The sequence below is a fragment of the Bdellovibrio sp. genome (assembly GCF_047637665.1).
In the GTDB taxonomy this organism is placed as follows: domain Bacteria; phylum Bdellovibrionota; class Bdellovibrionia; order Bdellovibrionales; family Bdellovibrionaceae; genus Bdellovibrio.
In genome coordinates this window covers 50,801-75,998 of record NZ_JBLJBT010000014.1, presented here as the reverse complement: position 1 = coordinate 75,998, position 25,198 = coordinate 50,801, and the positions used below count along the sequence as shown (strand labels likewise).

At 46.3% G+C, this 25,198-nt stretch carries 30 protein-coding genes and 1 tRNA gene; 14 read left to right on the top strand and 17 right to left on the bottom strand.

Annotated features, from left to right (window positions below; translation table 11 throughout):
- Positions 1-67: 67 nt before the first annotated feature.
- Positions 68-364 (bottom strand): c-type cytochrome, encoded by a 297-nt coding sequence (locus tag ACM64D_RS03120; protein WP_415061732.1) that lies wholly within the window; start codon positions 362-364, stop codon positions 68-70.
- A 130-nt stretch (positions 365-494) separates the two neighbouring features.
- Here ACM64D_RS03120 and ACM64D_RS03115 point away from each other — a divergent pair, with 130 nt between their 5' ends.
- Positions 495-1,682: a hypothetical protein gene (locus ACM64D_RS03115; RefSeq protein WP_415061731.1), complete on the top strand. Its 1,188-nt coding sequence runs from the start codon at positions 495-497 to the stop codon at positions 1,680-1,682.
- Positions 1,683-1,694: 12 nt separating this feature from the next.
- On the top strand, positions 1,695-2,420 hold the full coding sequence (locus tag ACM64D_RS03110; protein WP_415061730.1) for a c-type cytochrome: 726 nt from the start codon (positions 1,695-1,697) through the stop codon (positions 2,418-2,420).
- 85 nt (positions 2,421-2,505) lie between these two features.
- Here the strand turns inward: ACM64D_RS03110 and sucD are convergent, their stop codons facing one another.
- From sucD to mdh, 3 genes are all read right to left on the bottom strand, one after another.
- Positions 2,506-3,375, bottom strand: a complete 870-nt coding sequence (gene sucD, locus ACM64D_RS03105; protein ID WP_415061729.1) for a succinate--CoA ligase subunit alpha — start codon at positions 3,373-3,375, stop codon at positions 2,506-2,508.
- 5 nt (positions 3,376-3,380) lie between these two features.
- On the bottom strand, positions 3,381-4,544 hold the full coding sequence (gene sucC / locus ACM64D_RS03100) for an ADP-forming succinate--CoA ligase subunit beta (protein WP_415061728.1): 1,164 nt from the start codon (positions 4,542-4,544) through the stop codon (positions 3,381-3,383).
- A 73-nt stretch (positions 4,545-4,617) separates the two neighbouring features.
- Complete coding sequence (gene mdh, locus ACM64D_RS03095) at positions 4,618-5,562, bottom strand: malate dehydrogenase (protein ID WP_415061727.1); 945 nt, start codon at positions 5,560-5,562, stop codon at positions 4,618-4,620.
- Positions 5,563-5,705: 143 nt separating this feature from the next.
- Here mdh and ACM64D_RS03090 point away from each other — a divergent pair, with 143 nt between their 5' ends.
- Positions 5,706-6,461 carry an ABC transporter ATP-binding protein gene (locus ACM64D_RS03090; protein WP_415061726.1) on the top strand — a complete coding sequence of 252 codons (756 nt, stop codon included), beginning with the start codon at positions 5,706-5,708 and terminating at the stop codon, positions 6,459-6,461.
- Positions 6,462-6,464: 3 nt separating this feature from the next.
- Here ACM64D_RS03090 and ACM64D_RS03085 read toward each other — a convergent pair whose 3' ends face one another.
- Positions 6,465-6,842, bottom strand: coding sequence for a VOC family protein (locus ACM64D_RS03085; RefSeq protein ID WP_415061725.1), 378 nt, complete (start codon positions 6,840-6,842; stop codon positions 6,465-6,467).
- 123 nt (positions 6,843-6,965) lie between these two features.
- Here ACM64D_RS03085 and ACM64D_RS03080 point away from each other — a divergent pair, with 123 nt between their 5' ends.
- The 11 genes from ACM64D_RS03080 to ACM64D_RS03030 all read left to right on the top strand — a co-directional run bounded on the left by ACM64D_RS03080 (position 6,966) and on the right by ACM64D_RS03030 (position 14,896).
- A complete protein-coding gene (locus tag ACM64D_RS03080; protein ID WP_415061724.1) occupies positions 6,966-7,697 on the top strand; it encodes an ABC transporter ATP-binding protein in 732 nt (243 codons plus the stop codon).
- Positions 7,694-8,473 carry an MlaE family ABC transporter permease gene (locus ACM64D_RS03075; RefSeq protein ID WP_415061723.1) on the top strand — a complete coding sequence of 260 codons (780 nt, stop codon included), beginning with the start codon at positions 7,694-7,696 and terminating at the stop codon, positions 8,471-8,473. The genes ACM64D_RS03080 and ACM64D_RS03075 overlap by 4 nt, the downstream gene beginning before the upstream one ends.
- Positions 8,470-9,189, top strand: coding sequence for an MlaE family ABC transporter permease (locus tag ACM64D_RS03070; protein WP_415061722.1), 720 nt, complete (start codon positions 8,470-8,472; stop codon positions 9,187-9,189). The genes ACM64D_RS03075 and ACM64D_RS03070 overlap by 4 nt, the downstream gene beginning before the upstream one ends.
- Positions 9,190-9,197: 8 nt before the next feature.
- Positions 9,198-9,974, top strand: a complete 777-nt coding sequence (locus tag ACM64D_RS03065; RefSeq protein WP_415061721.1) for an MlaD family protein — start codon at positions 9,198-9,200, stop codon at positions 9,972-9,974.
- Between the two features lie 21 nt (positions 9,975-9,995).
- Entirely contained in the window at positions 9,996-10,763 is a 768-nt protein-coding gene (locus tag ACM64D_RS03060) for a hypothetical protein (RefSeq protein WP_415061720.1), read from the top strand.
- Between the two features lie 376 nt (positions 10,764-11,139).
- Complete coding sequence (locus tag ACM64D_RS03055) at positions 11,140-11,877, top strand: hypothetical protein (RefSeq protein WP_415061719.1); 738 nt, start codon at positions 11,140-11,142, stop codon at positions 11,875-11,877.
- A complete protein-coding gene (locus ACM64D_RS03050) occupies positions 11,865-12,302 on the top strand; it encodes a hypothetical protein (protein WP_415061718.1) in 438 nt (145 codons plus the stop codon). The genes ACM64D_RS03055 and ACM64D_RS03050 overlap by 13 nt, the downstream gene beginning before the upstream one ends.
- Positions 12,303-12,329: 27 nt before the next feature.
- Positions 12,330-12,539, top strand: a complete 210-nt coding sequence (locus tag ACM64D_RS03045) for a hypothetical protein (protein WP_415061717.1) — start codon at positions 12,330-12,332, stop codon at positions 12,537-12,539.
- Between the two features lie 6 nt (positions 12,540-12,545).
- A complete protein-coding gene (locus ACM64D_RS03040; RefSeq protein ID WP_415061716.1) occupies positions 12,546-13,592 on the top strand; it encodes a PLP-dependent cysteine synthase family protein in 1,047 nt (348 codons plus the stop codon).
- 10 nt (positions 13,593-13,602) lie between these two features.
- Positions 13,603-14,766, top strand: coding sequence for a cystathionine gamma-synthase (locus ACM64D_RS03035; RefSeq protein WP_415061715.1), 1,164 nt, complete (start codon positions 13,603-13,605; stop codon positions 14,764-14,766).
- Positions 14,767-14,820: 54 nt separating this feature from the next.
- Positions 14,821-14,896, top strand: a tRNA-Phe gene (locus tag ACM64D_RS03030).
- 56 nt (positions 14,897-14,952) lie between these two features.
- Here the strand turns inward: ACM64D_RS03030 and ACM64D_RS03025 are convergent.
- The 12 genes from ACM64D_RS03025 to tsf all read right to left on the bottom strand — a co-directional run bounded on the left by ACM64D_RS03025 (position 14,953) and on the right by tsf (position 25,089).
- On the bottom strand, positions 14,953-15,531 hold the full coding sequence (locus tag ACM64D_RS03025; RefSeq protein ID WP_415061714.1) for a DNA-3-methyladenine glycosylase: 579 nt from the start codon (positions 15,529-15,531) through the stop codon (positions 14,953-14,955).
- Positions 15,528-16,226, bottom strand: coding sequence for a peptidoglycan editing factor PgeF (gene pgeF, locus ACM64D_RS03020; RefSeq protein WP_415061713.1), 699 nt, complete (start codon positions 16,224-16,226; stop codon positions 15,528-15,530). The genes ACM64D_RS03025 and pgeF overlap by 4 nt, the downstream gene beginning before the upstream one ends.
- Complete coding sequence (locus ACM64D_RS03015; RefSeq protein WP_415061712.1) at positions 16,223-17,233, bottom strand: RluA family pseudouridine synthase; 1,011 nt, start codon at positions 17,231-17,233, stop codon at positions 16,223-16,225. The genes pgeF and ACM64D_RS03015 overlap by 4 nt, the downstream gene beginning before the upstream one ends.
- Positions 17,223-17,849, bottom strand: coding sequence for a helix-turn-helix domain-containing protein (locus tag ACM64D_RS03010; protein WP_415061711.1), 627 nt, complete (start codon positions 17,847-17,849; stop codon positions 17,223-17,225). Before ACM64D_RS03010 ends, ACM64D_RS03015 begins: the two co-directional genes overlap by 11 nt.
- Before the next feature lie 8 nt (positions 17,850-17,857).
- On the bottom strand, positions 17,858-18,832 hold the full coding sequence (locus ACM64D_RS03005) for a P-loop NTPase (protein WP_415061710.1): 975 nt from the start codon (positions 18,830-18,832) through the stop codon (positions 17,858-17,860).
- Positions 18,833-18,843: 11 nt separating this feature from the next.
- On the bottom strand, positions 18,844-19,548 hold the full coding sequence (gene tsaB, locus ACM64D_RS03000; RefSeq protein WP_415061709.1) for a tRNA (adenosine(37)-N6)-threonylcarbamoyltransferase complex dimerization subunit type 1 TsaB: 705 nt from the start codon (positions 19,546-19,548) through the stop codon (positions 18,844-18,846).
- Positions 19,545-21,218, bottom strand: coding sequence for an RIP metalloprotease RseP (rseP, locus tag ACM64D_RS02995; protein WP_415061708.1), 1,674 nt, complete (start codon positions 21,216-21,218; stop codon positions 19,545-19,547). Before rseP ends, tsaB begins: the two co-directional genes overlap by 4 nt.
- Before the next feature lie 75 nt (positions 21,219-21,293).
- Positions 21,294-22,127, bottom strand: a complete 834-nt coding sequence (locus ACM64D_RS02990) for a phosphatidate cytidylyltransferase (protein ID WP_415061707.1) — start codon at positions 22,125-22,127, stop codon at positions 21,294-21,296.
- On the bottom strand, positions 22,099-22,830 hold the full coding sequence (locus ACM64D_RS02985; RefSeq protein WP_415061706.1) for an isoprenyl transferase: 732 nt from the start codon (positions 22,828-22,830) through the stop codon (positions 22,099-22,101). Before ACM64D_RS02985 ends, ACM64D_RS02990 begins: the two co-directional genes overlap by 29 nt.
- A gap of 13 nt (positions 22,831-22,843) precedes the next feature.
- Positions 22,844-23,404, bottom strand: coding sequence for a ribosome recycling factor (gene frr / locus ACM64D_RS02980; protein WP_415061705.1), 561 nt, complete (start codon positions 23,402-23,404; stop codon positions 22,844-22,846).
- A gap of 40 nt (positions 23,405-23,444) precedes the next feature.
- Positions 23,445-24,158, bottom strand: coding sequence for a UMP kinase (gene pyrH / locus ACM64D_RS02975; RefSeq protein ID WP_415061704.1), 714 nt, complete (start codon positions 24,156-24,158; stop codon positions 23,445-23,447).
- Between the two features lies 1 nt (position 24,159).
- The gene (gene tsf, locus ACM64D_RS02970) at positions 24,160-25,089 is read right to left on the bottom strand and encodes a translation elongation factor Ts (RefSeq protein WP_415061703.1); all 930 of its coding nucleotides are present in this window, start codon (positions 25,087-25,089) and stop codon (positions 24,160-24,162) included.
- Positions 25,090-25,198: the final 109 nt, after the last annotated feature.

Below are 25,198 nucleotides of genomic sequence, written 5' to 3'. Positions count from 1 at the left end.
ACGGTGTCTAAGACTTCGACAGTTGGGGGCTTCTCCAGATCAAAGAAGGCCCCGAATGCCGTGGATATTATTTGAGGCTAGAGAAATACTTCGCCAGATCTGAAATATCTTGGTCTGAAAGGGACAGGGAGATGGGGCTCATCAAAGGGTCTTTTCTTTGTCCGCTTTTAAAGTCCTGAAGCTGCTTTGAAATGTAGCCCTCTTTCTGCCCCGCGAGGTTGGGCCATAGAGGACTTGCACTCACGCCACCAGAACCGTGGCATCCGATACAAGCGTTCGCTGCGGCCGGCGGAGCGCCCACCCCAGCATGACCAGAAGAGGAAATCAAAAACACCAGTATTCCTAAGACTTTATTAAATCCCATACGTCGCTCCTTACCCGCGATTTCAATCAGTAGGGAGGTGATATCCTAAAAAGTTTGTAACAAACATGACGCGCGTCATGGGGCGTCACAAAGAATTCATTTATAAGAGCGTCATAGAAAAGTGGCTTATATGAACAGAATATTTTTATCTCTTATTTTATTATTAGTTGTCGGCCAAGCCTGGGCTCGTCCCGAGTATGCAGCTCGTCTTGGTATTAATAACTGTCAGTCTTGTCATTACAACCCCGGCGGTGGGGGCTTACGAAATCCCAATGGAAAGTTCTATGGCTGGAGAGCTCGTCAGGGTGTGTGGGATGGCGAAAAGAAATACTGGCATATCGATTTGCGCATGAACGGTCTTTATCCTAACAGAGCGACCGAGGCCAATAACGGAATGGCTCTGATGAGTGCCGTGGCCGGAGCAAGTCTTCCCATTGAAAAGGACGGCGATAAAGTTCGTTCACAAATCGTTTTAGCTTACGACATGGGAACGGTCGCTGCCAACGGTCCTCGCGAGGCATATCTGCAATTCATTCCCGATGAGACCAGTGTGTGGACGATCGGTCGCTTCTTGGCGCCGTTTGGACTTCTAACTGATGAACATCGTGCGTTCACTCGTTTACAGACTAAGTCGACGATCTATGACTTTGAAATGGGCGGAGTTTATTCGAAGGATCTCTCTGAGCGGGCTCACATCGACTTCGCTTTAACGACAGGATTTGCCCAAGGCGGTAAGTTCACTGGCGGAACTCCGACGACTCCTGAACAGACAAGTGCTGCGATTCTTAATGCTCGCTTTAGTCCGTCTTTTTATCCCGGCTTCTTGGGGTTGAGCTATCGCAATGATCAATCTTTGATTGTCAAAGATGTTCAAGCGGTGAGCGCTTACAGTGCGATTTCGCTAGAGAGAACTCGCTTGTTTATCCCCCTACATGTGTTGGGTGAAGTGGTGTGGGCACAAGGGTGGAACAATCAAAAGTATAATGCCATCAATATGGGTCAGTTCATTCCTGGTTCTGATTTGGCTTTGCAGGCGGCCCTTGAAAAAAGTGAGTCTTTGGGAATGGGTGCGGAAGCCAATTTTGAAATCAACCCTTGGTGGGTTTTGCAATATAGATATGATCGTATAGCTTTAGATCAGAAATTTTCGGGGGATGTATTTCAACGCCATGGTGTGGGCTTTAAACATTTTTTCACAGCAACTACGAATATCCTAGTTCGCTATGAAAAGGCGGAGTCTTCTGTTAAAGAAGTACCGCAAGAAAGCGTTAGAGCAAATAAAGACAGTTTCTATTTTATCCTTCACGCGTGGTTATAGAAAGGCTTGTGTATGAAAAAGCTTTTACTTCTTCTCCCTATGTTAGTTTTGGTTTCTTGCGGCGACAAGCATATGGTTGTTGATCGCACAAAAGTAAGTGCGGGTGCGAACACTCAGGCAGGTGCCGGTGATGCCGCTGTGACATATGCTCGAGACATCAAACCTATTTTTCAACGTGTCTGTTCAGCTTGTCACAATGAGGGCTCTGCAATTCCTAACTGGAATAACTATGAAGTGAGTTTTGCCAAAAAAGATCGTCTTTTAGATCGCGTCGTTATTAAAAGAGACATGCCGTTGGGTATGCCTATGACGGACGACGAACGCGCTTTGGTGGCAGAGTGGTTGAAGCTCGGTGCGCCCGAAGGCGGTGGTGAGGTGAGCAATCCTCCTACTCAAGTGGCAAAACCGGAACAGCCATCGGCACCAGCTCCAGAGGCCCCATCAGAGCCCGCTCCCGCTCCGGCTCCACAACAGCCGCCGACTTCTTCTGAGGGCGAAATTTTGACTTATGCAAAAGTTAAAACAGCCGTGTTTGATCAGTACTGTGCCCTTTGCCACAACGAGAACTCCGGTGATCTTATGCCCAACTGGGGAGCTTTCTCTATTGTGAGCGGCCGCAAAGACAGGATCTACACTCGTGTTGTGTTAGAAAAAACAATGCCTCCACAAGGAATGCCCTTCAGTGAAGAAGCTCGCGATATGTTGAAAAAGTGGATTGATGATGGAGCCGTAGAATAGGTTCTTGGTGAATTCAAACTTAGAAAATAAAAAAACCCACGACATTTCTGCCGTGGGTTTTTTATTATACATATCTTCGTAAGATCTATTTCAACATAGACTTCAAAGTTGTACCCATATCCGCTGGGCTGCGAGCAATCTTACATCCTGCTGCCTCAAGAGCCGCGAATTTAGCCTCCGCAGTTCCCTTGCCGCCACTGATGATAGCACCCGCGTGACCCATACGTTTTCCAGCAGGGGCCGCAGCACCGGCAATAAACGCCGCCACAGGTTTTTTGAAGTTCTTTTTGATGTATTCCGCAGCTTCTTCCTCTGCAGATCCGCCGATTTCACCGATCATGATTACAGCGTCAGTGTCTGGATCCTCATTGAACATCTTCAAAACGTCGATGAAGTTCGTTCCGTTCACGGGGTCACCACCGATACCTACGCAAGTGGATTGGCCAAGACCCAAGGCGGTCAACTGACCAACGGCTTCGTAAGTCAAAGTTCCAGAACGTGAAAGAACACCGATACGGCCTGGTTTGTGGATGTGGGCAGGCATGATGCCGATCTTACATGCGCCAGGAGTGATCACGCCGGGGCAGTTAGGACCGATCAAACGAGTGCGTTTGCCTTGCATGAATTTCTTCACCTTCACCATGTCCAAAACTGGAATCCCTTCAGTGATACAGATAACCAGATCCAAATCCGCATCCACCGCTTCCATGATAGAGTCCGCCGCAAACGGAGGAGGAACGAAGATCACAGAAGCATTACAACCAGTCGCTGCTTTGGCTTCTTTTACTGTGTTGAACACAGGAAGACCGATGTGAGTTGTGCCACCTTTTCCAGGAGTCACGCCGCCCACCATTTTTGTTCCATAAGCCAAAGCCTGCTCAGAGTGGAAAGTACCTTGAGCGCCAGTGAAACCTTGGCAGATAACTTTAGTGTCTTTGTTAATAAGAATTGCCATGTCGATTATCCTTTAACCGCAGCCACGATCTTTTTAGCTGCATCTGTGAGGTCGTCAGCAGGAGTGATATTCAATCCGCTTTCTCTCAACATTTTTTTACCAAGCTCCACATTTGTACCTTCAAGACGCACAACAAGTGGAACCTTCAAGCCAAGCTCTTTAGAAGCCGCGATCACACCTTCTGCGATGATGTCACATTTCATGATACCACCGAAGATGTTCACAAGGATTCCTTTGACGTTTGGATCTTTCAAAATGATTTTGAAGGCCGCAGTCACTTTCTCTTTGTTAGCGCCGCCGCCGACATCCAAGAAGTTGGCAGGAGAAGATCCGTGCAACTTGATGATGTCCAAAGTCGCCATCGCAAGACCCGCACCGTTTACAAGACAGCCGATGTTTCCATCAAGTTTGATGAACGCAAGGTCATACTTAGAGGCTTCGATTTCAGAAGGCTCTTCTTCGTTAAGGTCGCGCATTTCAACGATGTCTTGATGTCTGTAAAGAGCGTTTGAATCGAAGTTCATTTTTGCATCCAAACAAAGAACTTCACCCTCTTTAGTCACCACCAAAGGATTGATTTCGGCGATAGAACAATCTGTTGTTACAAAAGCGTTGTAAAGACCCATGAAGAATTTCACGGCCTTGTTAACGATTTCTGGAGCCATGCCGATTTCAAATGCCAATTCGCGAGCTTGGAATGGAGCCAAGCCAATAGTGGGGTCGATGTCGACCTTTTTGATCGCGTTTGGATTGTGTTCAGCCACTTCCTCAATATCCATACCGCCCTCAGAAGACGCCATCATCGCAGCTCTTCCGGTTGCACGGTCGATCAGGCAGGCAACGTAGTATTCTTTTGCAATGTTGCAACCCTGTTCGATGAAAACTTTTTGAACGACTTTACCTTCGGGGCCCGTTTGGTGAGTCACCAAAGTCATGCCGATCATTTTCTTGGTAAGCTCACCGACTTCATCCAAAGTCTTAGCAATCTTAACCCCGCCGCCCTTACCGCGACCGCCAGCATGAATTTGAGCTTTCACAACCCAAATATTTCCACCCATTTCTTTTGCCGCAGCCACGGCCTCCTCAGGGGAATGCGCCACTTTACCTTTAAGTGTCGCAACTCCAAATTTTCTGAGGATCTCTTTGGCCTGATACTCATGAATATTCATTTTATATTGTCTCCAAATTTCTTCCGGTTAAAGCCCCCACTCGGGGGGCTTCCACATATTGCGCAATCAGCGCTTATTGTACGTTTTTAAGAGCAGAAACCAATGTGCGAACGGCCTCGACGGACTTGTCGAATTCAGCCTTTTCATCAGCATTCATTTTAAGATCAATGATGCCTTCCATGCCCTTGCCGCCGATTTTCGCAAGAACACCAACCATCAACTTGTCGTTAACGCCGAATTCGCCGTGAAGCTCAACGGCCACAGGCAACACACGTTTTTGGTCTTTAAGAATGGCTTCAGCCATTTCCACAGCACCACGAGAAGGAGCGTAGTAAGCAGATCCCGTTTTAAGGTGCCCACCGATTTCAGCACCCGCAGTTTTAGTGCGCTGAACGATGGCTGCGATTTTTTCAGCAGGCAAGAGGTCTGTCAAAGGCACGCCAGAAACAGAAGCCATACGAACAAGCGGCATCATCGCATCACCGTGGTTGCCGATAACGATACCAGTGACATCTTTAACAGAGACGTTGAGTTCTTCAGCGATGAAAGCACGGAATCGCGCTGAATCCAAGCAGCCACCCATTCCCAGAACGCGCTCGCGAGGGAAGCCAAGAAGTTGTTTTGCGTAAACCGCCATAACGTCCATAGGGTTGCAAACAACGATAACGAAAGAATTTGGCGCATACTTTTTGATGCCGTCACAAACGTCTTTAACGATTTTCGCGTTAACGCCAACGAGTTCATCGCGGCTCATACCAGGCTTACGAGGCATTCCCGCGGTGATGATGACAACGTCAGAGTCAGCGATATCTTCGTACTTGTTGGTTCCTTTAACTTTTGAATCAAACAGTTCGATCGGCGCTGATTGGAAAAGATCCAAAGATTTACCGATAGCGGCACCTTCGTTGATGTCCAAAATAACAACGTCACCGATTTCTTTTTGAGCTGCCCAGTGAGCAGTTGTAGAACCTACGAACCCTGCTCCGATAACAGCAATCTTATTTCTTTTGTAAGCCATGACTCATTCTCCTTAAGGCTGCAAAATGAATGGAAAAAATTAAAACTTGCGTTCGATGACACATTCAATATCAAATCGTATTTAGAGACAACCATTACTGCTCGGCGCAGAGACCTTAGAGAGCAAGAACTGGACGGCCCCCTATGAGTATGATCAGCCTGAAAGACATCACAGTCGCCTTTGAGAATCACGTGGTTCTGAAGAACATCAACTTGGACATTGCGCCTGGGGAATGTTTCGTTATTGTGGGCCCCAGTGGGCAGGGAAAAACAACCTTGCTTAAAACCATGTCGGGCCTTGTAACCCCTCAAAATGGCAAAGTTTTTATTGAACAGCAGGACTGGCTAACGCTAAGCAATAAACAGCGTCTTCCGCTCCTAAAAAAGATGGGAATTTTGTTCCAAAAAAATGCCCTCTTTGACTCTCTGACTTGTGTCGAAAATATCTGCTTTCCGTTGCGTGAAACAACAAAGTTAACGGATTGGGAAATAACAAAAAGAGCTGAACTCTATTTAGATGCCGTGGGAATTCCACATGCTCGTGATTTGTATCCTGACGAAATCAGCGGGGGGATGCAGAAGCGCTTGGGCATTGCTAGAGCCCTGGCTCTAGATCCAGAGATTATTTTTTACGATGATCCAACCGCGGGGTTGGATCCGATCACCTCAAAAAAGATTATCGAGTTGATTCTAAAACTCAAAAAAGAAAAAGGCTCCACTGTTGTGGCTATCACGAATGATATGAATCGCGCTTATCAGATGGCTGACAGAATCGGAGTGGTTATTGATCAACAAGTGTTGATCACCGGAACTCCCGAGCAAACCAAGCAGCACTCCGATCCGCGAGTGCATCAATTTGTAAGAGGTCTCTTGCAGGGACCTCTTACCACGATGGCCTAGCGATTAGTTCATAGCATGAAGGGCAAGGCGATTTCCCTCGGTATCTTCAAAGTGAGCAATAAAACCATACTGACCGATACTGGTTTTTTTATTCAGGGTCTTGCCTCCGTTTTGTTCGATTTTTAGAAGAGCTCCATCAATATCACTGACGGAAAAGTAGATCGTGGTACCTGCATGTGAAGGTTGGTAGCCGGCACTTTCAACCAAAGACCCAGTCGTGCCGGGAGCTTTGTCGATCCAGGGAAACCATGCCATTTTCATGGAACCCATCTCGTTGAGAGTCATGGAAAAATTGAATGCGCCCTCGTAAAACTGTTTTGCGCGCATGATATCTTTTGCGGGAATTTCAAACCAAACAACGGGATTCGTATTGTTAGCCATTGTGCCTCCTCTATTTCTTGATCTTGAGATAGGGGGCGGGGAACAACAAGAGGCCCTGGAATATTGCAAAGGTCACGCTTTTGTCGGTTGACCCAGTACAACGGCGCCCTCTAACATTGTTGAGTGATAGAATTTAAAAACCTCGTTAAGAGATTTGGTTCAAGAACAGTACTCAACGGATTGAGTCTTAAGATTCGCGAAGGTGAAATCATATTCATTCTGGGGACATCTGGGACAGGAAAGTCCGTTCTTTTGAAAAATCTGGTGGGCCTTCTCACTCCCGATGAGGGGGAGATCTGGATTGATGACGAAGAGGTTTCTAAGTTTTCTGAAGAGCAATATCTTCCAATTCGCAAAAAATGCGGAATGGTCTTTCAACATCCGGCTCTTTTTGACTCTTTGACGGTTTTTGAAAATGTCGCCTTTGGCCTGCGTCGCCACTATCAGCTGGAAGAAAAAGTAATCCGTGAAAAAGTCGAGAAAGCTTTGCGCTTAGTGCATCTTGCGGGCATCGAAAACAAACGCCCCGGGCAGATTTCTTATGGAATGCAAAAACGGGTGAGTTTAGCTCGGACTGTAGCCTTGGAGCCTCGGATCTTGTTGTTTGACGAGCCCACAACAGGGTTAGATCCTGTAACAACAACGGCCGTGAACCAATTGATTTTAGATCTTTCTCGAGAGCTCAAGACCACCTCGCTGGTGGTCAGTCATGACATGAACTGCGCGCTGTCGATTGCAGATCGCATTGTGGTTTTGGATAAAGGACAGATTGTGGCGCAAGGGACTCCCGATGAACTGAAGCGCTCCGAACACCCTTTGGTGAAAGACTTTCTTTCTGAGGTTCTTAGCGCATGACCTTTGTAATATCTCTTTTTGATGAAATCGGTGGCGCGCTTCTATTCTTGCAAAAAATTTTGCGCACATTCTTCTATAAAAAAGTAAAAACCCACGATGTCTTTGAGCAAATTTGGAAAGTCACTTACGACAGCTTCTTTACCACCGCCATGGCGGGCTTTTTTGTGGGCGCCATCATGACGGTTCAGTTTGCATTGCAAATGAAAGAGTTCGGAGCCTTGGGATATTTAGGAGGCCTGGCGACCAGTGGAACCTTTCGCGAAGTGGGGCCTCTTTTGATTGCCTTTATGTTGAGCGGAAAGGTGGGAGCCTATACGTCTGCGGAGCTTGGAACCATGAAAGTCACTGAGCAGATTGATGCCGTTCGCTGTTTAGGGGCGGATCCCATTCAAGAGATCATTTTACCGCGCTTCATAGGAATTATTGTCTCTAGCTTTTTTCTTTTGGGCGGCGGTCTGATTATGTCGGTTTTCGGTGGGATGTTGATGGGTCAAGCCTTTGCGGGAGTCAATTTTGAAGAATATCTTCGCCATGTTCCCATGATTGTCAGCCCTGTTTCCATCTTAAGTGGACTGATTAAGTGCGGAGCATTCGCCTTAGTTTTGGCGACCGTTTGTACTTATAAAGGTTATACCACCACGGGCGGAGCCAAAGGCGTCGGAAGATCTGTTGTCGCCACCGCGGTTTCCACGATGGTTTGTATTGTGATTATGGACTGGTTTACAAGCCATATTGGAGAAGTCATTTTGATTATGGTGAGAGGATATCGCTCATGATCACACTTCTTTCTGAAACGATTGCGGGTCTTTTTATTCCTCCATTTAGACAAAAAGAATTTGTTCATCAGCTCTACTTTGTGGCCAATAGAAGTCTTTTGATCATTGTTTTTTGTGTTTGTTTTGCGGCGGTGGTCACAATCCTTGAGTCTTCATTTCACATGAAAATGGTCATTCAAAATGACTCGATGGTGCCGGGTTTCGCGGCCCTTTTGATTCTTCGTGAGCTGGGTGCTTTGGTGACGGCTCTTTTGTTGTGTTCCCGAGTCGGTGCTGGTTATGCCTCGGAAGTGGGATCCATGCAAATCACTGAGCAAGTCGACGCCCTTCGCATGCTCGGGATTGATCCCGTGAACTATTTGGTGGTGCCCAGATTTCTAGCCTGTGTGGTGGGCGGGATGATTCTGACCATTATCGCCAATATGGCTTGTATATTTTCGGCCATGATTGTGAGCCAATCCTATCTTGGATACACCCCCTCGATGTTTCTGACTTCCATGCATCGATTTGTGCAGTTTAAAGATATTATTTTTGCGACCATCAAGGGTGCGAGTTTCGGTGGTGTGATTCCACTGGTCGCATGTTATTTTGGCTTTCGATGCCAACAAGGGGCCGAGGGCGTAGGCCGAGCTACCACGAATACGGTGGTCGTGGCTTCGATCGCAATTATTGTGATTGATTTTATTTTGTCCTATACTTTTAGTTATCTTTATTAGGAGAACGTATGAAGGTTGAAACCAAGGTGGGTTTGCTGGCGCTTGTCTCGATCGCGTTGATTGCGGTTTTTGCCTATTTCATGGGTTTCATTTCTCCCTTCTCTAACGCCAAAGAGCTTCATGTGATGTACAACTACGCCGGTGGCATCGAAGAAGGCTCGCCTGTGCGAGTCATGGGTATCAAAGTGGGTAAGGTTAAATCCATCACTTTTGATCCCAGCTACAAAATGGCGGATGGTGAAGAGGTCAAACTGCGTTTGACGATCACTATTGATAAAAAGGCCTGGACCAGCGTCCGGAAGGATTCAAAGTTTTTCATCAACCTTGCGGGCGTGATTGGGGAAAAGTTTCTGGAAATCTCTCCAGGCACAAGTGCTGCGGGTGAATTTTCTTCAGGAGACTATGTTCGTGGCGAGGATCCGCCTCGAATTGATCAGTTAATTTCTCAGGGATACGGTTTGGCCGGGAAAATCATTGAGTTGGTTGAGAAAAATGAAGGTTCAGTGACCAACACTATTCAACAGTTAGATCGTTTGATGACGAACTTCAATAAAACCTTGGTTCTATTGGATAAAACGACCAAGAATAAGGAAGTTGCGAGACTGCTTGATAATGCGGTCAAAATCAGCGATGACGTGGCATACATGACAAACAACTTGAGATCTAAGAAAGCGGAAGAGACTTATGATCTTGTTCATAAGCTCCTTTTTAGATTGGAGCCGCTGGATGGTCCCGCCATTCGAAAGTTTCTTCAGCAAGAAGGCGTTAAAGCCCGCATTTTTTAGATCTCTGATCAGGGAGGTCCTATGTTTAAACTTTCAGTCTGTTCTATGGGAGCAGCTTTTTTCTTGGGTTTGAGTTTGGCTCAAGGAGCCTCTTTAGGTTTAGGGTCTGACCCCAAAACGATTAAGGCAAAATCTTCTTCGATTGAAGCCGAGTACAGCCGCAATATGCGGGCTGAAAAACAAGGGGAAGAAGCTAAATCAGCGACCCCCAAGACGACGGTGCCTGCGGTTCGACCCGGCTCTGTGGCAGCCGAAATTCGCTCGATTCCTGGGGCAACGAACACCTACTATTCCCAAAACAGCTTCTCTTATTCTTCGACCTTGAAGATGCGTGAGGACCGAAAGGTAGGGGCGGGCCTTTCTGTTGGAGGAACTTTAGGTCTTGCCGGCTTTAATATGGAGCTTAACTTTGAAGATGCTGACGGAGTTATCGCCGGATTTGGAACGGGCCCCGGATATAATTCGGTTCAGTTGGCTTGGAAGCACGCATTTGATGGGGACTATCTGGCCCCTTACGCATCCGTGGGGTATTCGCGCTGGTACAATTCGCGCGGCAGTTCGAATAACTATGGGTCTTCGGACATTTTGGATCGGGTTCTGACATCCAACGAAAAGAAAACGGGTCAATTTGGAACAGATTTTGTGAATACGTCCTTGGGGCTTCAATACAATCAGCTCACCGGGGATCTTGCGGGGCTTTCATTCTTTGGGGAATTGACGGCGATGTGGGAAGTAAAACGCTCCATGTTGCTTCCGAACGGGTCTATCGGAGCTATTTACTATTTCTAATTAAAAAATCAGACATGATTTGAACGAGGGCCCGGGCGGTATTGCGGGTCCTGGAAATAAAAAAACCCCAGAGTTTCCTCTGGGGTTTTCTTTTAGAACTAAATTAGTTCCGTAAGAATTACTTCTTAGAAGCTTTTTTAGTAGCTTTCTTTGTAGTTTTCTTAGCGGCTTTTTTAGTAGTTTTCTTAGCTGCTTTCTTAGTAGCTTTTTTTGCTGCTTTCTTTGCCATGTGCTCCTCCTAGGATGCAAACGTTGTTGTTGTTTCTCTAACTTAAAAACTTAACTTACCTTAAGTCTTCACAATTCGACCAGCGACGTCAACAAAAAATTTACCTTGCATATTTTTTGCGAGTCTTTGGGTGCTTGGAGGTGCCCTTTGCTTATCGTTTTATCGATTTCGCTGCTCGGACATGCGCTCGTTCATCGAATTCTTTCGTCGATGGCGCATGAATTTGCTTTCTCTCAACACTGGGTTCGGGCTTTTTCGATCTCGAACCTGGTTGTGATCTGCTTTTTCACCGCAAGCAGTGGCTCATCCATCACACTCTGGCTTTTCATCGGCATTCTTTTAATAACTTTAAAGTTTTTTCCGACGATTTTGCGTTTTTTCTTAATAAAACGTCTGCGCGGAGCCCTCATTCCACTTCTTGATTGCGTGATCTTGGGGGTTCAATCAGGAAAATCTTTCCGCATATCGCTTCATGAGGCCATCGAAATTCAAAGCGGATGGGTGCGCCGACAGTTGTTGGAGTTGTTTGAATCTTTGTCGATGTCGGAAAATGTCATCGCCATGAAATCCGCTCTGCTCAAGGGTTTCCAGCAAGAGATTATGGAGATCGATCGTTCGCAAAGTCGCTGCTTAGAACAGGTTCGCGCTTTGCGAAGGACGTTGAAGATGCAGGAAAATTTTCGACGTAGGTCTGGACAGGTCACTCAGCAGATTAAGATGCAGGCGATAATTGTCACCGCTCTATTTTTGGGGCTGCTGTCTTTTGTAATTATGCAATTTGGATTTAAAAACCACCAATATCTGATCTTTTTGTCCTTCATCTTCTTTTTTGCGGGGCTCGTTTGGATATTTTCGGTGGGTCGGAGGATTAAATGGAAGGTTTAGCACCACCGCTCGCGCTTCTTCTTTGCGTCAAACGCGCTATTGAGAAGGGACAATCGGTCAAACAAGGAGTTTTAATCTATATCAAAAAGGAACGGGGCGAATTCGTCACCGTCGTGACGCTCTGGCTGGGGCTTTTGCAGCAGGGGCAAGATCCACGAGAAGCCGTCCAAAAGCTTTCCTCACCCCATCGTCGTACTTTATTGCAAGTTTTGGAACGGGGGCTTCGCGGCGAGTCCATTCATACCGTTCTTGTGCGTTTGGAGGAAGAATTGGTAGAGGCTTGTAACGAGGAATTAACAAATAAAATAGCGCAGTTGCCGTTTATAATGCTTATTCCCCTCTTATTATTTCAGTTTCCCGCCTTTTTACTGCTCCTTTTTGGACCTCTTCTGCAAAATTTTTTTCACTCTTTGGGAGGGGGGTGATAGAGTGGCCCTGTTGGAGGATATACCATGGCACAGCTTGATAAAAAGCAAGTCGCTCTTGAAAAACTGGTAGATGAGTTGATGAAAGACCAACCTCGTCGCCAGCTAGTCAAGCAACTGACGGAAGAGCTGGGGATGGCCTATTCTGTGGACCCACTGACTCAAATGAATACAGTTTTGCAGTCGATGAATTCAGTTTATCTTCGTTCCAGCAGAAGAAAAGACTTAGAAAGATAGTTAATCATGTCACAAATCTATAATTCCATCCTGGAGACCATTGGCAATACGCCCATGGTAGCTCTTCATAACGTCACAAAAGGCTCAAAACATAAATTTTTTGCCAAAGTGGAGTACTTCAATCCTGGCGGCAGCATTAAAGATCGCGTGGCCGTTGCGATGATTGAAGAGGCTGAGAAAAGGGGCGAGTTGAAGCCGGGAGGAATCATTGTCGAGGCGACCTCAGGAAATACTGGTGTGGGCTTGGCTTTGGTGGCTGCGGTCAAAGGATATAAGTGCATCTTCGTAATGCCGCAAAAAATGAGTGACGAAAAACGCGCGATCTTGCGTGCGTATGGCGCACAGGTTGTCATCACGCCTATGGTTGATCCGGAAGATCCCATGAGTCACTACTCTGTCGCAAAACGAATCGCAGCGGAGGTTCCCGGTGGCTTCCTGGCGAATCAATTCTTCAATCCCGACAATCCACAACGCCACTATCAAACCACCGGTCCAGAAATTTGGAAGCAGATGGATGGAAAGATCGATATGTTGGTGGGCGGAGCTGGAACGGGCGGAACCCTTTCCGGTTGTGCGAAGTACCTGAAGGAACAAAACCCTCAGGTCAAAGTGTTTTGTGCGGACCCCATCGGCAGCATTCTTTACGATCTTTATTATCACAAGAAAATTGTAGACCCCCCAGGATCATATAAAGTGGAGGGGATCGGCGAGGACATGCTTCCAGGGAATGTGCATTTGGACATTTATGATGGATTTGTGCGCGTGGGAGACCCCGAGGCCTTTGCAATGACCCGTCGTCTGGTTGCAGAAGAGGGGCTTCTTGTAGGGCCGTCAAGTGCGACAGCTCTGATCGGCGCCATAAAAGCGTCTGAACAGCTTGAAAAGCCATCGAACATTGTTGTGATTTTCCCAGATAGTGGTCGTCAGTATTTGAGCAAGGCCTTTAATGATCAGTGGATGATTGAAAATGGTCTTTTGAAATCTGATGATGCGAAAAACGCCTTCAATCGTGTGATCTCGGCGGAAGAAGCTCTTAATAATCTGAAAAAATAATAGGTGTGATATGAAAAAAGTGACAGCGAACTTAGGATTTTCAACGCGAGCAATTCATGCGGGTCAATCTCCTGATCCAACAACAGGAGCCATCATGACTCCGGTGTATTTGACCTCGACCTACGTACAAGAATCACCCGGTGTGCATAAGGGGTGGGAATACTCTCGCACCCACAACCCCACTCGTCGTGCTTATGAAAACTGTATGGCGAGCCTCGAAAGTGGCAAATACGGTTTCGCTTTTGCCTCGGGATGTGCGGCAACAACGACGATCCTTCATCTTCTTAAGGGTGGAGACCATGTGATCGCAATGGACGACATGTACGGTGGGACTTTCCGCCTTTTTGATAAGATTCTTAAGCATGATGGTATCGATTTTTCTTTTGTGGATTTGACCAAGGTTGAAAATTTTGAAAAGGCCATTAAGCCCAATACAAAAATGGTTTGGCTTGAAACGCCGACCAATCCAACCCTGAAGTTGGTCGACATTAAAAAGATTTCCGCATTGGCAAAAGCCAAGGGCATTATCGTGGCTGTGGATAACACGTTCATGAGCCCCTACTTCCAAAGACCTTTAGAGCTGGGTGTGGATATTGTGGTTCACTCAGCGACAAAATATATTGGCGGCCATAGCGATGTGGTGGGCGGCGTTGCGGTGACATCTCGAGATGATATTGCAGAAAAAATGGCCTTTTTGAGCAACGGCATGGGGGCAATTCAGGGGCCTTTTGATTCGTTCATGTGCCTAAGAAGTTTAAAAACACTGCCTCTTCGTATGAAGGCCCATCAAGAAAACGCGATGGCGATCGCGAAATTCCTGGAGGCCCATCCAAAAGTTGAAAAAGTTATCTATCCAGGCCTTGAAAGCCATCCTCAGCACGCCCTGGCGAAAGAGCAGATGCATGGTTTTGGGGGCATGATCACGTTCTACATCAAGGGTGGAATGGATTCGGCCCGTAAATTTTTGGAAAATGTGAATGTTTTTGCCCTTGCTGAGAGCTTGGGAGGGGTTGAGAGCCTGATTGAGCACCCTGCGATTATGACGCACGCCTCCGTTCCAGCAGAGACCCGCAAGGTTTTGGGGATTGATGACTCCCTCATTCGTCTCTCTGTGGGGGTTGAAGACCTCAATGATCTTTTGGCGGATTTAAAATCTGCCTTTGATAAAGCCTAATTGTTGACATCAAAGGGGCCAAAAGATAAACATTTGGTCTCTTTGAATTCCAGTGGCTTGGTAGCTCAGTTGGTAGAGCAGAGGACTGAAAATCCTTGTGTCGGCGGTTCAATTCCGTCTCAAGCCACCATTTTTTACTTCCCAAAATTTCTTATTATCTCAGATCTAAAATTAGCCCGAGCTTGTTTAAACTCGAGAAACAAACACATTGTCTTTTAGATAAAAGCGCAGAGGCCATTGAGCGGCTTCGCCTGCGTAGTCCACACCAATGCGCGGACAAGAAATTATCTGCTTTGTTGAAACCTTAAATCCATCATCACTGACGTAAAGAGCGGAACTCTTTTTCCAAAGACGAAGTCCATCGTGATCTCGAGTGATCTCATAATGTCGACAAAGTTTTCCGGGGCCATTTGTTTTAATATCTTTTTTCTTAAGATGTGGCTCGACGTCAATAGGCTGAACAGCGCGAATAAGAACTGCTTCTGGATGCGCTTCTGTTCTAGTTACGAAATTGAGACAGTGGTACATGCCATAGATCAAATACACATAGCTGTGTCCGCCTTGCAAATACATAGACTGGGTTCGGCTTGTTCTTCGATTCTCAAAAGTGTGGCAAGCCGGATCTGTGACTCCAAGATACGCCTCCACTTCGACGATGCGGGCTCGTCTTTCTTTGTTGCCAGTTTTTATATGAAGAACCTTGCCCAGTAAAGACTTGGCCACAGTGACGGTGTCATCCAAATAAAAGCTTTGAGGGAGGATCATGAAGTGCGACAGATAAAGCTAATTTGTCGACCTGATTTTTCTTTATCACGACGATAGGAGTGAAACTGAGGACTTGTTACTGTGTCGATATGAAGGTCAAAAAGGTTTTCAAAATTGATCCCCTCTTGTTGTAGCTGGGTTCTTACTACTTGATTGAGATCGACGAGGGCTTTTGTTTCAGTGACTGTATCATAGTAGAATGCGCGCTCTGACGGACTTAAGGGACCCAGACTTGATAGGATCAGATCGCGCACGTCATTTCCCACTTCGAAACTTGGTTTTTGAATGTGAGGGCCAATAATGACATTAAGATTCCCTGGAGAGGCGCCCTGTTCCGTGAGCTTCTGAATCGTTTTACCCAGGATTTTTGCGGCAACCCCTCTCCACCCCGCGTGAACTCCTGCGACAAGACCGGTTTGGTGATCGTAGAAGAAGACGGGGACGCAGTCCGCGGTGATCACGCACAAAGCGATATTCTTTTCCCGAGTGTAGTGCGCATCAGCGATCACTTGATAATCTAAAGACGCATCTTTGGTTTCAACAACGGCGTCACTGTGGATTTGTTTGAGTCTCACCAAAGAATAATCGGGATAGACAGGAACAAGCTGCGGAAGCTGTGCTTGAGTTCCTCCCATAAAAATGGTCAAAGAAGGTGTTCTGAGTTCATAGCCATAATCGGTTTGTTCTAAGTTCATCGGAGTCCCCATTTTTTTAAAAGGACTTGAATGTCTTCGGGCCAATCTTTTTCAAAGGACATTCGTTCTTGGGTTCGAGGATGGGTAAACGCTAGTTCTGCCGCATGAAGAAGAAAGCGAGACAGAGCACGAATCTCGTCCTGAGTGCTTCGCGCTTCGACCGTCTTTATTTTTTTATCGGCCCCATAAAGAAGATCCCCAGCAATAGGCAACCCACTTTCAGAAAGGTGGACGCGGATCTGGTGAGTGCGACCTGTTTCAAGTTTTAACTTAAGATAACTGAGTCCACTTTTACGACTTAAAACTTCGTAATGAGTGAGGGCCCACTTGCCAATAGACGGAGGGTTTTCTTTATCCTGAAGAGGCTTTCTGTCGGCTCCCAAAACAGAGGCGTAGCGTTTTCGGTCCGTCGGATGTCTTGCCAAAAAGCTCGTGATGTCTCCTCGAAGATTTTTTGCGGTTCCCAGGCAAACAGCGTAATAGATTCTGTGAGTTGATCGCTCTTTGAACTGGGATGTTAAGGCCTCGTGGGATTTATCGTTTTTTGCAACGACCAGGACTCCGCTTGTCTCTTTGTCTAAGCGGTGCACAATCCCGGGGCGCTCCTCGCCGAACTTCATTGAAAGATCATCGGTGTGCGCAAGCAGAGCATTGACCAGGGTGTCTTGGGTGTGTCCTGCTGCGGGATGAACCACCAAACCCGAAGGTTTGTTGATAACAATGAGATCCTCATCTTCAAAGAGGACATCCAGCTTGTAGTCATAAGGCTGAAGATCTGTGGGCACGGGTGCTGGCAAAGTCACCTCAATCAGATCGTGCTCTTTTACCAGAACAGAGGGCTTCGCGGACTTTCCATTGAGTAAGACAGAGTTTGATTCAATCAAGTGACTTGCTCTGGAGCGTGTGCCGATTTCTGCAATCAAGGCGATGGCTTTATCCAGACGAAGCCCATGCATCTCGCTGGTTGCCGATATTTTTATTTTTGAAGGAGCTGTGCTATTTTCCAAGACCGCTTTTGAAATTTTTCATATAGGAATCAGCGACCTTTTTGTCGTCAAGACCTAGAGCTTTTGCGATTTGTACGACGTAGCCACGAACGAAAACAACTGCCGGGAGATTTTCCGGATCCATATTTTCGATGGCTGTGACGTAGTACGAATTGATTTTAGTGATTTCACTGATTTTTTGAGAAGTCAGTTGTTTGTATTCACGAACTTTCTTAAGGAAAGAGCCGTCCCAGTTGTCCTGGGCAGCAATTTCTTTTTCGAAGGAGTCATTTTTCTTATAAGAGGTGATTGTCTTTTCGGCCCGTTGTTCAGGAAACACTTGTTTACTGGCTTCCACGATTGACGAATAGGTAAGGTCGTTCAGTGAGGCGTTGCCACTTAGAAGGCGTTGGTCATAGATGTTTCTTAGAATCTTATTGCCAAGAACTTGATAGGCTTCTTCGATGAGAACCAAAAGTTCACGAGCTTCCTGTTCAGAGAAAATTGTATAGATGGCAGGGTTTTCGCCCGAGTAAGTGGATCGGGCACGCTCGTAGGCCGCAGTCACCTCATGTTGAGGAGCGTTTGCGGTGAGTTCCAGAATTTCGTAATAGTTGTACCGAGACGTAGCTTGCATCGTAGCTACTATACTACGGCGCGAAGCTCCTCAGGATCAATAAGTTGTTTGCAGGTAGTCAAAAATTGTCCTGCAAGTGGAGTGAACGGTTGTGAAAGCAAAACATGCTCACGAACACGAACCGACTGCCACACCGCATTGTCGAAGTCGATAGAGCTGAGGTAATCAATACCTAAGTCGTAGTACTTGTTACAAACACTCTTCATAGAGTGTCCCAAATCATAGTTTGATTGGCTGCGAGCAGAATTCACAATCAATCGAACGGGAGCTGAAGAGAGTGCCTCAAAGAAATCATAATTGATGCCTGTTTGTTCTTTGAGGTAAGAGCGGAAAGAAAAAGGCTTTTCCAATGTGCGTTGGCGATGATTGCGAAGAGTCGAAATCATATTGCCGTAGGCATCTGGCGTCGAATTTTCGCGCAAGGAGTGGCACATATACGCTTCGATAAAGCGATAGGTTTTTTCAATGCTTGTCGGCTCTGGAGTGGTGATCAAAAACTTTTCGTCGGCAGCTTTGAAGAGATCAAGATGAGCCTCTAAAGCTCCGGCCCCTAGATCGACAATGACATAGTCAGCGCGAAGTTTTTTCATCTCAGGAATAAGATTTTGAATTTGGCTGTAAGAAAAATCAGTCGGAGTCCAAGAGTCCCAGAATCCTTGAACATACGATAAACGCGGATGAGGAGTTGGAATCACAAGTTCTTGAAGACCTTTAACGCCTTCAAAGAAATGTCGAACATTCAAGTGAGAAGGAGCCAGGCCCAATGAGGTGTGGATGTTTGCACCACTCAGATCGAGATCGATAATTACGACAGAGTGTCCCAGCTTTGAAAGTGTTATGCCAAGACTTGAGGAAACAAAAGTTTTGCCAACGCCACCTTTTCCAGAAGCAACAACCCATAATTTGGTGTCTGCATTTTTACCTGCGGAGGAAGTTTTAAAATCGAGAGATTCAAGGTACGCCTTCTGAAGGTCTTTTTCCATGGATGCATCCTCTATTTGAGCGGAGAGATTAAAATTCCTTTTTTTGTCTCTTCGGCTTCTGAGGCGCGAATATAAAGGGGAATAAAGGATTTCCAGTCTAAGGTGTGACCCCTTTTTCCACGGGCGTCGGCCATGACTCCTAATGTGGAGGCGAGAGGATGATCGGGAAGCTGTGGGTCGCGATGCAGCTTTTGAAAAAGCTCCTCGGGGAAGTACTCATGATAAGCCTCCCAGCCATCACCGACCACGACACAGTTCTGTGTAATATGGTGTTTGAGGTCTTTGACGGGAATAGCTTCTGGACCTTTGAGATAAATCGGCTCTTCACCAGAAACATCAAAAAGCCCAAGGTAAACCATGTTCTTGTAAGCATTAATAATAGAGAGGACCGGCATTTTTGACGGGCGCGCTTGTTGAGCGAGAAGTACCAGGGAATCAATAGTGACCAGGGGTTTGCTGAAGGCATAAGAAAAAGTCTTCCCCGCATTGGCAGCGACCCGAATCCCTGTGAAGCTTCCTGGACCTTGGCCTACGGCAAAGAGTTCGATGTCTTCCAATCGTAACTGGGCTTTTTGAAGGCAGTGTTCAATAAAGGGACTGATATTTTCGCTATGGGATTTTTGCCGCAAAGAAGATTCCTCTGCGACCACTTTTCCATCAATAATAACAGCGACTCCCCCAACAAGAGTGCTGGTCTCCATCGCTAAGACTTTCATAGGCCTAATAAACGAGTGAAGTCATTGAACAAGGCAAAAATCATGAGACTCATCAGAATCGCAAGACCGACTTGTTGAGCGACCTCCATCTTTTTCATGCTGAGAGGGGCCCCTTTGATCAACTCGATCACATAGAACACCAGATGTCCGCCATCTAAAACCGGAATAGGCAGAAGATTTAGAACAAAAAGATTCACGGAGATGATAGCCATCATCTGTAAAAACTGAGAGATGCCGATTTTGAATGTTTCGCTGGCGGCTTGTCCGATGGAGATCACGCCGCCGATATTTTTTGGCGAAATCTTGGCTTGGAAAAGACGGACAAAACTCATCACGGTCATGACAGAGACGTCCCATGTTTTTTGGGTGCCGCGAATTAAAGCGGCTCCGATGTTTGATGTCCGCAGAAGCATCAACTCTGGAGTCGCGATGTTGGCAATGGGAGCAATTCCGATCGTATAACGCTTTTCTTCAACTCCGGCCGGAGTCATCTGGGTTGTCATTTTTGGAGTGATCTTTAGATTGACGAGCTTCCCTTCGCGGCGAACGGTGATGTCCACGGGGTTCTTGCCATCAAACGATTTGATGTTGTTGATGACATCTTCCCATTTTTGCAAAGTTACATTGTTGATAGAGAGCAGGCGATCCATGGCATGAAGGCCTGCGGCTTGGGCCGGAGAGTTTTCGATCACTTTACTTAAATAAAGTTCAGAGCTTTCAAGCCCCAAGGACTGTAAAGAATAAAACTTCATTGATTCCAGTGGAGCTAAGGTGACGGTGATCGGCTTTTCAACCTTATCACCCTCGCGAAGACCCATAACATCGATCGTGAGAGTTTCTTTGGCATTCAGTTTGGCCAACAGAGGCTCGAGTTGTCTCCAGTAAGAAACTTTTTGGCCATTGACGGCGGTGATCATATCACCCGTTTGAAGACCCAGTGCTTGAAGGGGAGAGTTCTCTAGAACACCAACAGTTGTTCCCGCAGAATAGGGGCTTAAGCCCTCTACATTGGCGACAAACTCATAGCTGCTTAGAACATTAGGATTGGGCTCCGCCTTCGCTGTCATTGAAATGCTTGCTGTCTGACTGTCGCCTTCACGCTGGACCACAATGTCTAGGCGTAAATCGTGACTTTCTTTCAAACTCAGCGAGCGCTGAATATCTTCCCAAGTTGTGATGGTTTTTTGATTGATGGAAATGATTTTATCACCCGAACGGAATCCGGCGACATAAGCAGGGGAGGCTGCAGGAACGTCACCAGCAACGGGTGTCTTTGCATCTTCACCGATGAGTGCCACGGCGAAGAAGACAACAATCGCAAAAAGAAAGTTCATGATGGGGCCCGCAAGTACGATGGCAATGCGTTGCCACACGTTCTTGTGAGTGAACGAGAATTTTCTATCCTCTTCGGAAATCCCATCACCATTTTGTTCGCCGAACATCTTGACGTAACCGCCAAGAGGAATCAGGGAAAGGGCGTATGTGGTGTCCCCTTTTTTAAATTTAAAAATCTTTTTGCCAAAGCCAAGGCTAAACACTTCAACCCGAACGCCACACCAACGGGCGACTAAGAAGTGTCCCAGTTCATGCACGAAAATAAGAATTCCGAGCAAAACTACAAAAGGGATAATTGCCGATAGACCTTGATGTAAGTAAGAAAAAATATCCATTAAAATATTCTAAAGGGCTCCCCCCAGAGGAGCTAGAAAATTAAGGTGTTTGTGCAAATTGGCTCGACTTTTTGCTTATGACAAAAGATGAGACAAAATCAGAATTCCTGAAAGGATAACAGGACTTGCGAATAGGACGCCGTCAATGCGATCCAAAATACCGCCGTGTCCAGGCATGATCTTTCCGGAATCTTTGACATCGGCGACGCGTTTTAAAAGAGATTCGAAAAAGTCTCCGAACTGACCCATAAAACCTGAAAGAGCAGCTAAGATCAAAAGAGGCAGTAACGAACTTTCTGGAAATAGAAAAAGCCAGCACACCAGGCCTGCGGCGAGAGACCCTAGGATTCCCCCCAAAGAGCCTTCCCAAGTTTTTTTTGGAGAGACGGAGGGCATGACTTTGTGTTTTCCAAGCAGCACCCCAAAAACATAGGCCAAGGTGTCGCTGGCAAAAACAGCTGCCAGCAAAAAGATAAACCAGGAAATGCCATGAGCCTGTTCAAGAATTCGAAAGGCAAAGGCGGGGAGAAGGCCCATGTAAAAGAAACCCAAAGCGGCCTTGGTTTGAAAAGTCATCATGCGGTCAAGGTGTCCATCCTTATGGGAATATAAAAGGACAGAAATGATCATGACAATCAAAGCCATGGCATAGACCAGGGAACCCAGACTCAAAGAGGAGACGGTCGCTGCAAAAACCAAAAGGCTAAGAGCATAAAAGATGGCCTTGAGAGCGCCTGATTTTTCACCATGAAAAAGAAGGGCCTTGAGTTCCCAAGTTCCGACAACAACGGCAAAGACGATGGCGACTTTAAGGCCATTCGCGGCCCAGGCCATGTAAAGTCCAATGATAAGAGCTAATGCCACCAAGGCGGAGGTGGCTCTAGTTAGAAAGCTTTTCCATGTTGTCATTTGCTGAGACCTTGCCGAAACGGCGCTGTCTCACGGAGAAAGCTTTGAGAGCTTCTTCAAGATGAGACTCAGTGAAGTTTGGCCACAACACATCTGTGAAATAGAACTCAGAGTAAGCGGCTTGCCACAGTAGAAAATTAGAGAGTCGTTGTTCTCCGCTGGTACGGATGATGAGATCCGGATCGGGCGTCGGAAAAGTGCTTAAAGAGGCATTGATAACGGATTCATCAATCTCTTCAGGAGAAAGTTCTCCTTTTGCAACGCGTGCGGCGATGGTGCGCACGGCCTCGGTGATTTCTTGCCGAGAACCATAGCTCAAAGCAAAGACCAAATTAAGGCCTGTGCACTGAGCTGTAGCTTCGATCGATTTTCCGATTGATTCCGCGACGTCAGAAGGGATGCGAGACATGTCGCCGATCACTGAAAAGCGGATATTTTCTTTTACAAGATTTTCTGTTTCACGTCTCAAATAGCGGCGAAGAATCTTCATAAGAAGACTGACTTCGGCTTGAGGGCGGAACCAGTTTTCGGTGCTGAATGCGTAAAGAGTCAGATTTTTGATTCCACGTCGCGAACAGTCTGTGATGATCTTCTTCGCGACGCGTGTTCCTTTGATGTGCCCAAAAGTACGAGGACGACGCTTGAGCTGCGCCCAACGACCGTTACCATCCATAATGATTGCAATATGCTTTGGTAGAGTCATCGTCCCTGTACAACTAGATAGTCAAAATCGATTTTTCTTTTTCTTCAGCGACCTGATCGACTTTCTTGATAAAATCGTCAGTAGCCTTCTGAATATCAGCTTCAGCCTTTTTGCCTTCGTCTTCGCTGATGGCTTTGTCTTTTTGAAGCTTTTTAACTTCGTCATTGGCGTCACGACGAGCCATACGTACAGCCACGCGAGCTTCTTCGGCGATCTTTTTAACTTGTTTCGCAAGATCTTTACGGCGCTCTTCTGTGAGGTCAGGAACTTTCAAGCGAATGACTTTTCCATCATTCATCGGCGCCATTCCTAGTTCTGATTTGATAATCGCTTGTTCGATATCTTTAAGAATGGAAACTTCCCAAGGAGCAATCAAGAAAGATTTCGCATCAGGAGTAGAGATAGAAGCGACTTGAGAAAGTGGAGATGGAGTTCCGTAGTAATTTACACGGATATTGTCCAACATAGAAACTTGAGCGCGACCGGTGCGAATCTTCTTTAGTTCTTCACCGAGGGCCGCCAAAGACTTTTCCATTTTAGTCTGAGCATTCTTTTTTACATCTGCGATTGCCATAGTTGTCTCCTTTTAAGGTTCCGTTTTGCGAATTCGCAAATTATTGAACCAGAGTCCCGATGTTTTCACCCTGAACGGCCTTCAAAATATTGCCGGGCTGAGTGAGATCAAAAGTAATAATAGGAAGTTTATTATCCATACACATGCTGATCGCTGTTGAGTCCATCACCTGAAGTCCGCGGTTGAGAACGTCAATGTAGCTGATCTTTTCGAATTTTTTTGCATCTGGATATTTTGCAGGATCTTTATCGTAAATTCCGTCAACCTTGGTGGCTTTCATGATCACTTGAGCGTTGATCTCCATAGCACGAAGGGAGGCGGCGGTGTCGGTAGTAAAGAAAGGATTTCCGGTTCCTGCGCCAAAAATCACCAGACGACCTTTTTCTAAGTGACGAATCGCTCTGCGACGAATGTAGGGTTCTGCGATTTCGGCCATTTCAATGGCTGTTTGAACTCGCGTTGGAACGCCTTCTTTTTCCAGAGCATCTTGAAGAGCCAGGGCATTGATACAAGTTGCAAGCATTCCCATGTAGTCAGCACTTGCGCGATCCATACCCTCTGCAGAAGCGGCAACTCCACGATAGATATTGCCGCCACCGATAACCAGACCAATCTGAACGCCTGCCTTATATGCCTCTGCCACATCCACGGCGATTTGTTTGATGACCGCCGTATTGATTCCAGTCCCTTGCTTTCCAGCAAGAGCTTCACCACTTAGTTTTAGCAAAATACGTTTATAGACAGGCTCTTTCAAACTAGTGTCCTTTCATTTGAGCTGCAACTTCAGCTGCAAAATCGTTGGATTTCTTTTCGATCCCCGCGCCAAGTTCGAAACGAACGAAACGCTTGATGGAAACGTCAGCACCGATCTTTTTGCCAACTTCTTTCGCCAAATCGCTGACTTTCATATCAGGATTTTTTACGAAAGCTTGGTCAACGAGGCAGTTTTCAGCCAAGAACTTGCGGATTTGACCTTCAACGATCTTTTCAATCATTTCAGGCTTTTTGCCAGACTCAAGATTTTTAGCAGTCAAAATCTCTTTTTCTTTAGCAACAACATCTGCAGGGATTTGTTCAGAAGAAATCGCCATTGGATTCATGGCTGCGATATGAAGAGCAACGTCTTGAGCAAAAGTCTTAAGCTCAGGATTGCTTGCAGCTTCTGGTTTAGAAGCGGCAACTTCGATCATCACGCCAATTTTGCCTTCACCATGGATATAAGTGTGCACGATGGAGTTTGCAGAAGCAGTGTACTTCTCAAAACGACGGATAACGATGTTTTCACCGATAGTCGCAATAGCTTCTTTCAACATATCGCCAACCTTCATAGTTGGATTTTTGTGGAAAGCTTGCTCAAGGATATCGCCGACAGCGTTAACAGCGTTCAAAACGTGCTGAGCAACGTCAGTAACAAGATTTTTAAAACCTTCGTTACGAGCAACGAAGTCAGTTTCAGAGTTGATCTCAAGAACAACACCTGTGTTCCCAACAACCTGTGCGAAAACAGTACCTTCAGCAGCGATACGGTCAGCTTTTTTGGCAGCAGAAGACAAACCTTTTACGCGCAACCATTCAACAGCGGCGTTAAAGTCGCCAGCAGTCGCTTCAAGCGCTTTTTTGCAATCCATCATACCTGCACTGGTTTTTTCTCTGAGTTCTTTTACAAGAGTAGCGGAAATAGACATAAGGAAGACTCCTTCAACTTGCTTACACTCTGGCCGGACCAGAGTTGTTTGAAAATAAAAAGATCAAAATTCAAAGAGGGATACAAAAGAAAGGGTGGCTAGGCCACCC

What these genes read in the sequence shown, in the direction of transcription:
- ACM64D_RS03120 (WP_415061732.1), bottom strand. Translation starts at nt 364, where the DNA reads ATGGGATTTAATAAAGTCTTAGGAATACTGGTGTTTTTGATTTCCTCT.
- ACM64D_RS03115 (WP_415061731.1), top strand. Translation starts at nt 495, where the DNA reads ATGAACAGAATATTTTTATCTCTTATTTTATTATTAGTTGTCGGCCAA.
- ACM64D_RS03110 (WP_415061730.1), top strand. Translation starts at nt 1,695, where the DNA reads ATGAAAAAGCTTTTACTTCTTCTCCCTATGTTAGTTTTGGTTTCTTGC.
- sucD (WP_415061729.1), bottom strand. Translation starts at nt 3,375, where the DNA reads ATGGCAATTCTTATTAACAAAGACACTAAAGTTATCTGCCAAGGTTTC.
- sucC (WP_415061728.1), bottom strand. Translation starts at nt 4,544, where the DNA reads ATGAATATTCATGAGTATCAGGCCAAAGAGATCCTCAGAAAATTTGGA.
- mdh (WP_415061727.1), bottom strand. Translation starts at nt 5,562, where the DNA reads ATGGCTTACAAAAGAAATAAGATTGCTGTTATCGGAGCAGGGTTCGTA.
- ACM64D_RS03090 (WP_415061726.1), top strand. Translation starts at nt 5,706, where the DNA reads ATGAGTATGATCAGCCTGAAAGACATCACAGTCGCCTTTGAGAATCAC.
- ACM64D_RS03085 (WP_415061725.1), bottom strand. Translation starts at nt 6,842, where the DNA reads ATGGCTAACAATACGAATCCCGTTGTTTGGTTTGAAATTCCCGCAAAA.
- ACM64D_RS03075 (WP_415061723.1), top strand. Translation starts at nt 7,694, where the DNA reads ATGACCTTTGTAATATCTCTTTTTGATGAAATCGGTGGCGCGCTTCTA.
- ACM64D_RS03070 (WP_415061722.1), top strand. Translation starts at nt 8,470, where the DNA reads ATGATCACACTTCTTTCTGAAACGATTGCGGGTCTTTTTATTCCTCCA.
- ACM64D_RS03065 (WP_415061721.1), top strand. Translation starts at nt 9,198, where the DNA reads ATGAAGGTTGAAACCAAGGTGGGTTTGCTGGCGCTTGTCTCGATCGCG.
- ACM64D_RS03060 (WP_415061720.1), top strand. Translation starts at nt 9,996, where the DNA reads ATGTTTAAACTTTCAGTCTGTTCTATGGGAGCAGCTTTTTTCTTGGGT.
- ACM64D_RS03050 (WP_415061718.1), top strand. Translation starts at nt 11,865, where the DNA reads ATGGAAGGTTTAGCACCACCGCTCGCGCTTCTTCTTTGCGTCAAACGC.
- ACM64D_RS03045 (WP_415061717.1), top strand. Translation starts at nt 12,330, where the DNA reads ATGGCACAGCTTGATAAAAAGCAAGTCGCTCTTGAAAAACTGGTAGAT.
- ACM64D_RS03040 (WP_415061716.1), top strand. Translation starts at nt 12,546, where the DNA reads ATGTCACAAATCTATAATTCCATCCTGGAGACCATTGGCAATACGCCC.
- ACM64D_RS03035 (WP_415061715.1), top strand. Translation starts at nt 13,603, where the DNA reads ATGAAAAAAGTGACAGCGAACTTAGGATTTTCAACGCGAGCAATTCAT.
- ACM64D_RS03025 (WP_415061714.1), bottom strand. Translation starts at nt 15,531, where the DNA reads ATGATCCTCCCTCAAAGCTTTTATTTGGATGACACCGTCACTGTGGCC.
- pgeF (WP_415061713.1), bottom strand. Translation starts at nt 16,226, where the DNA reads ATGAACTTAGAACAAACCGATTATGGCTATGAACTCAGAACACCTTCT.
- ACM64D_RS03010 (WP_415061711.1), bottom strand. Translation starts at nt 17,849, where the DNA reads ATGCAAGCTACGTCTCGGTACAACTATTACGAAATTCTGGAACTCACC.
- ACM64D_RS03005 (WP_415061710.1), bottom strand. Translation starts at nt 18,832, where the DNA reads ATGGAAAAAGACCTTCAGAAGGCGTACCTTGAATCTCTCGATTTTAAA.
- tsaB (WP_415061709.1), bottom strand. Translation starts at nt 19,548, where the DNA reads ATGAAAGTCTTAGCGATGGAGACCAGCACTCTTGTTGGGGGAGTCGCT.
- rseP (WP_415061708.1), bottom strand. Translation starts at nt 21,218, where the DNA reads ATGGATATTTTTTCTTACTTACATCAAGGTCTATCGGCAATTATCCCT.
- ACM64D_RS02990 (WP_415061707.1), bottom strand. Translation starts at nt 22,127, where the DNA reads ATGACAACATGGAAAAGCTTTCTAACTAGAGCCACCTCCGCCTTGGTG.
- ACM64D_RS02985 (WP_415061706.1), bottom strand. Translation starts at nt 22,830, where the DNA reads ATGACTCTACCAAAGCATATTGCAATCATTATGGATGGTAACGGTCGT.
- frr (WP_415061705.1), bottom strand. Translation starts at nt 23,404, where the DNA reads ATGGCAATCGCAGATGTAAAAAAGAATGCTCAGACTAAAATGGAAAAG.
- tsf (WP_415061703.1), bottom strand. Translation starts at nt 25,089, where the DNA reads ATGTCTATTTCCGCTACTCTTGTAAAAGAACTCAGAGAAAAAACCAGT.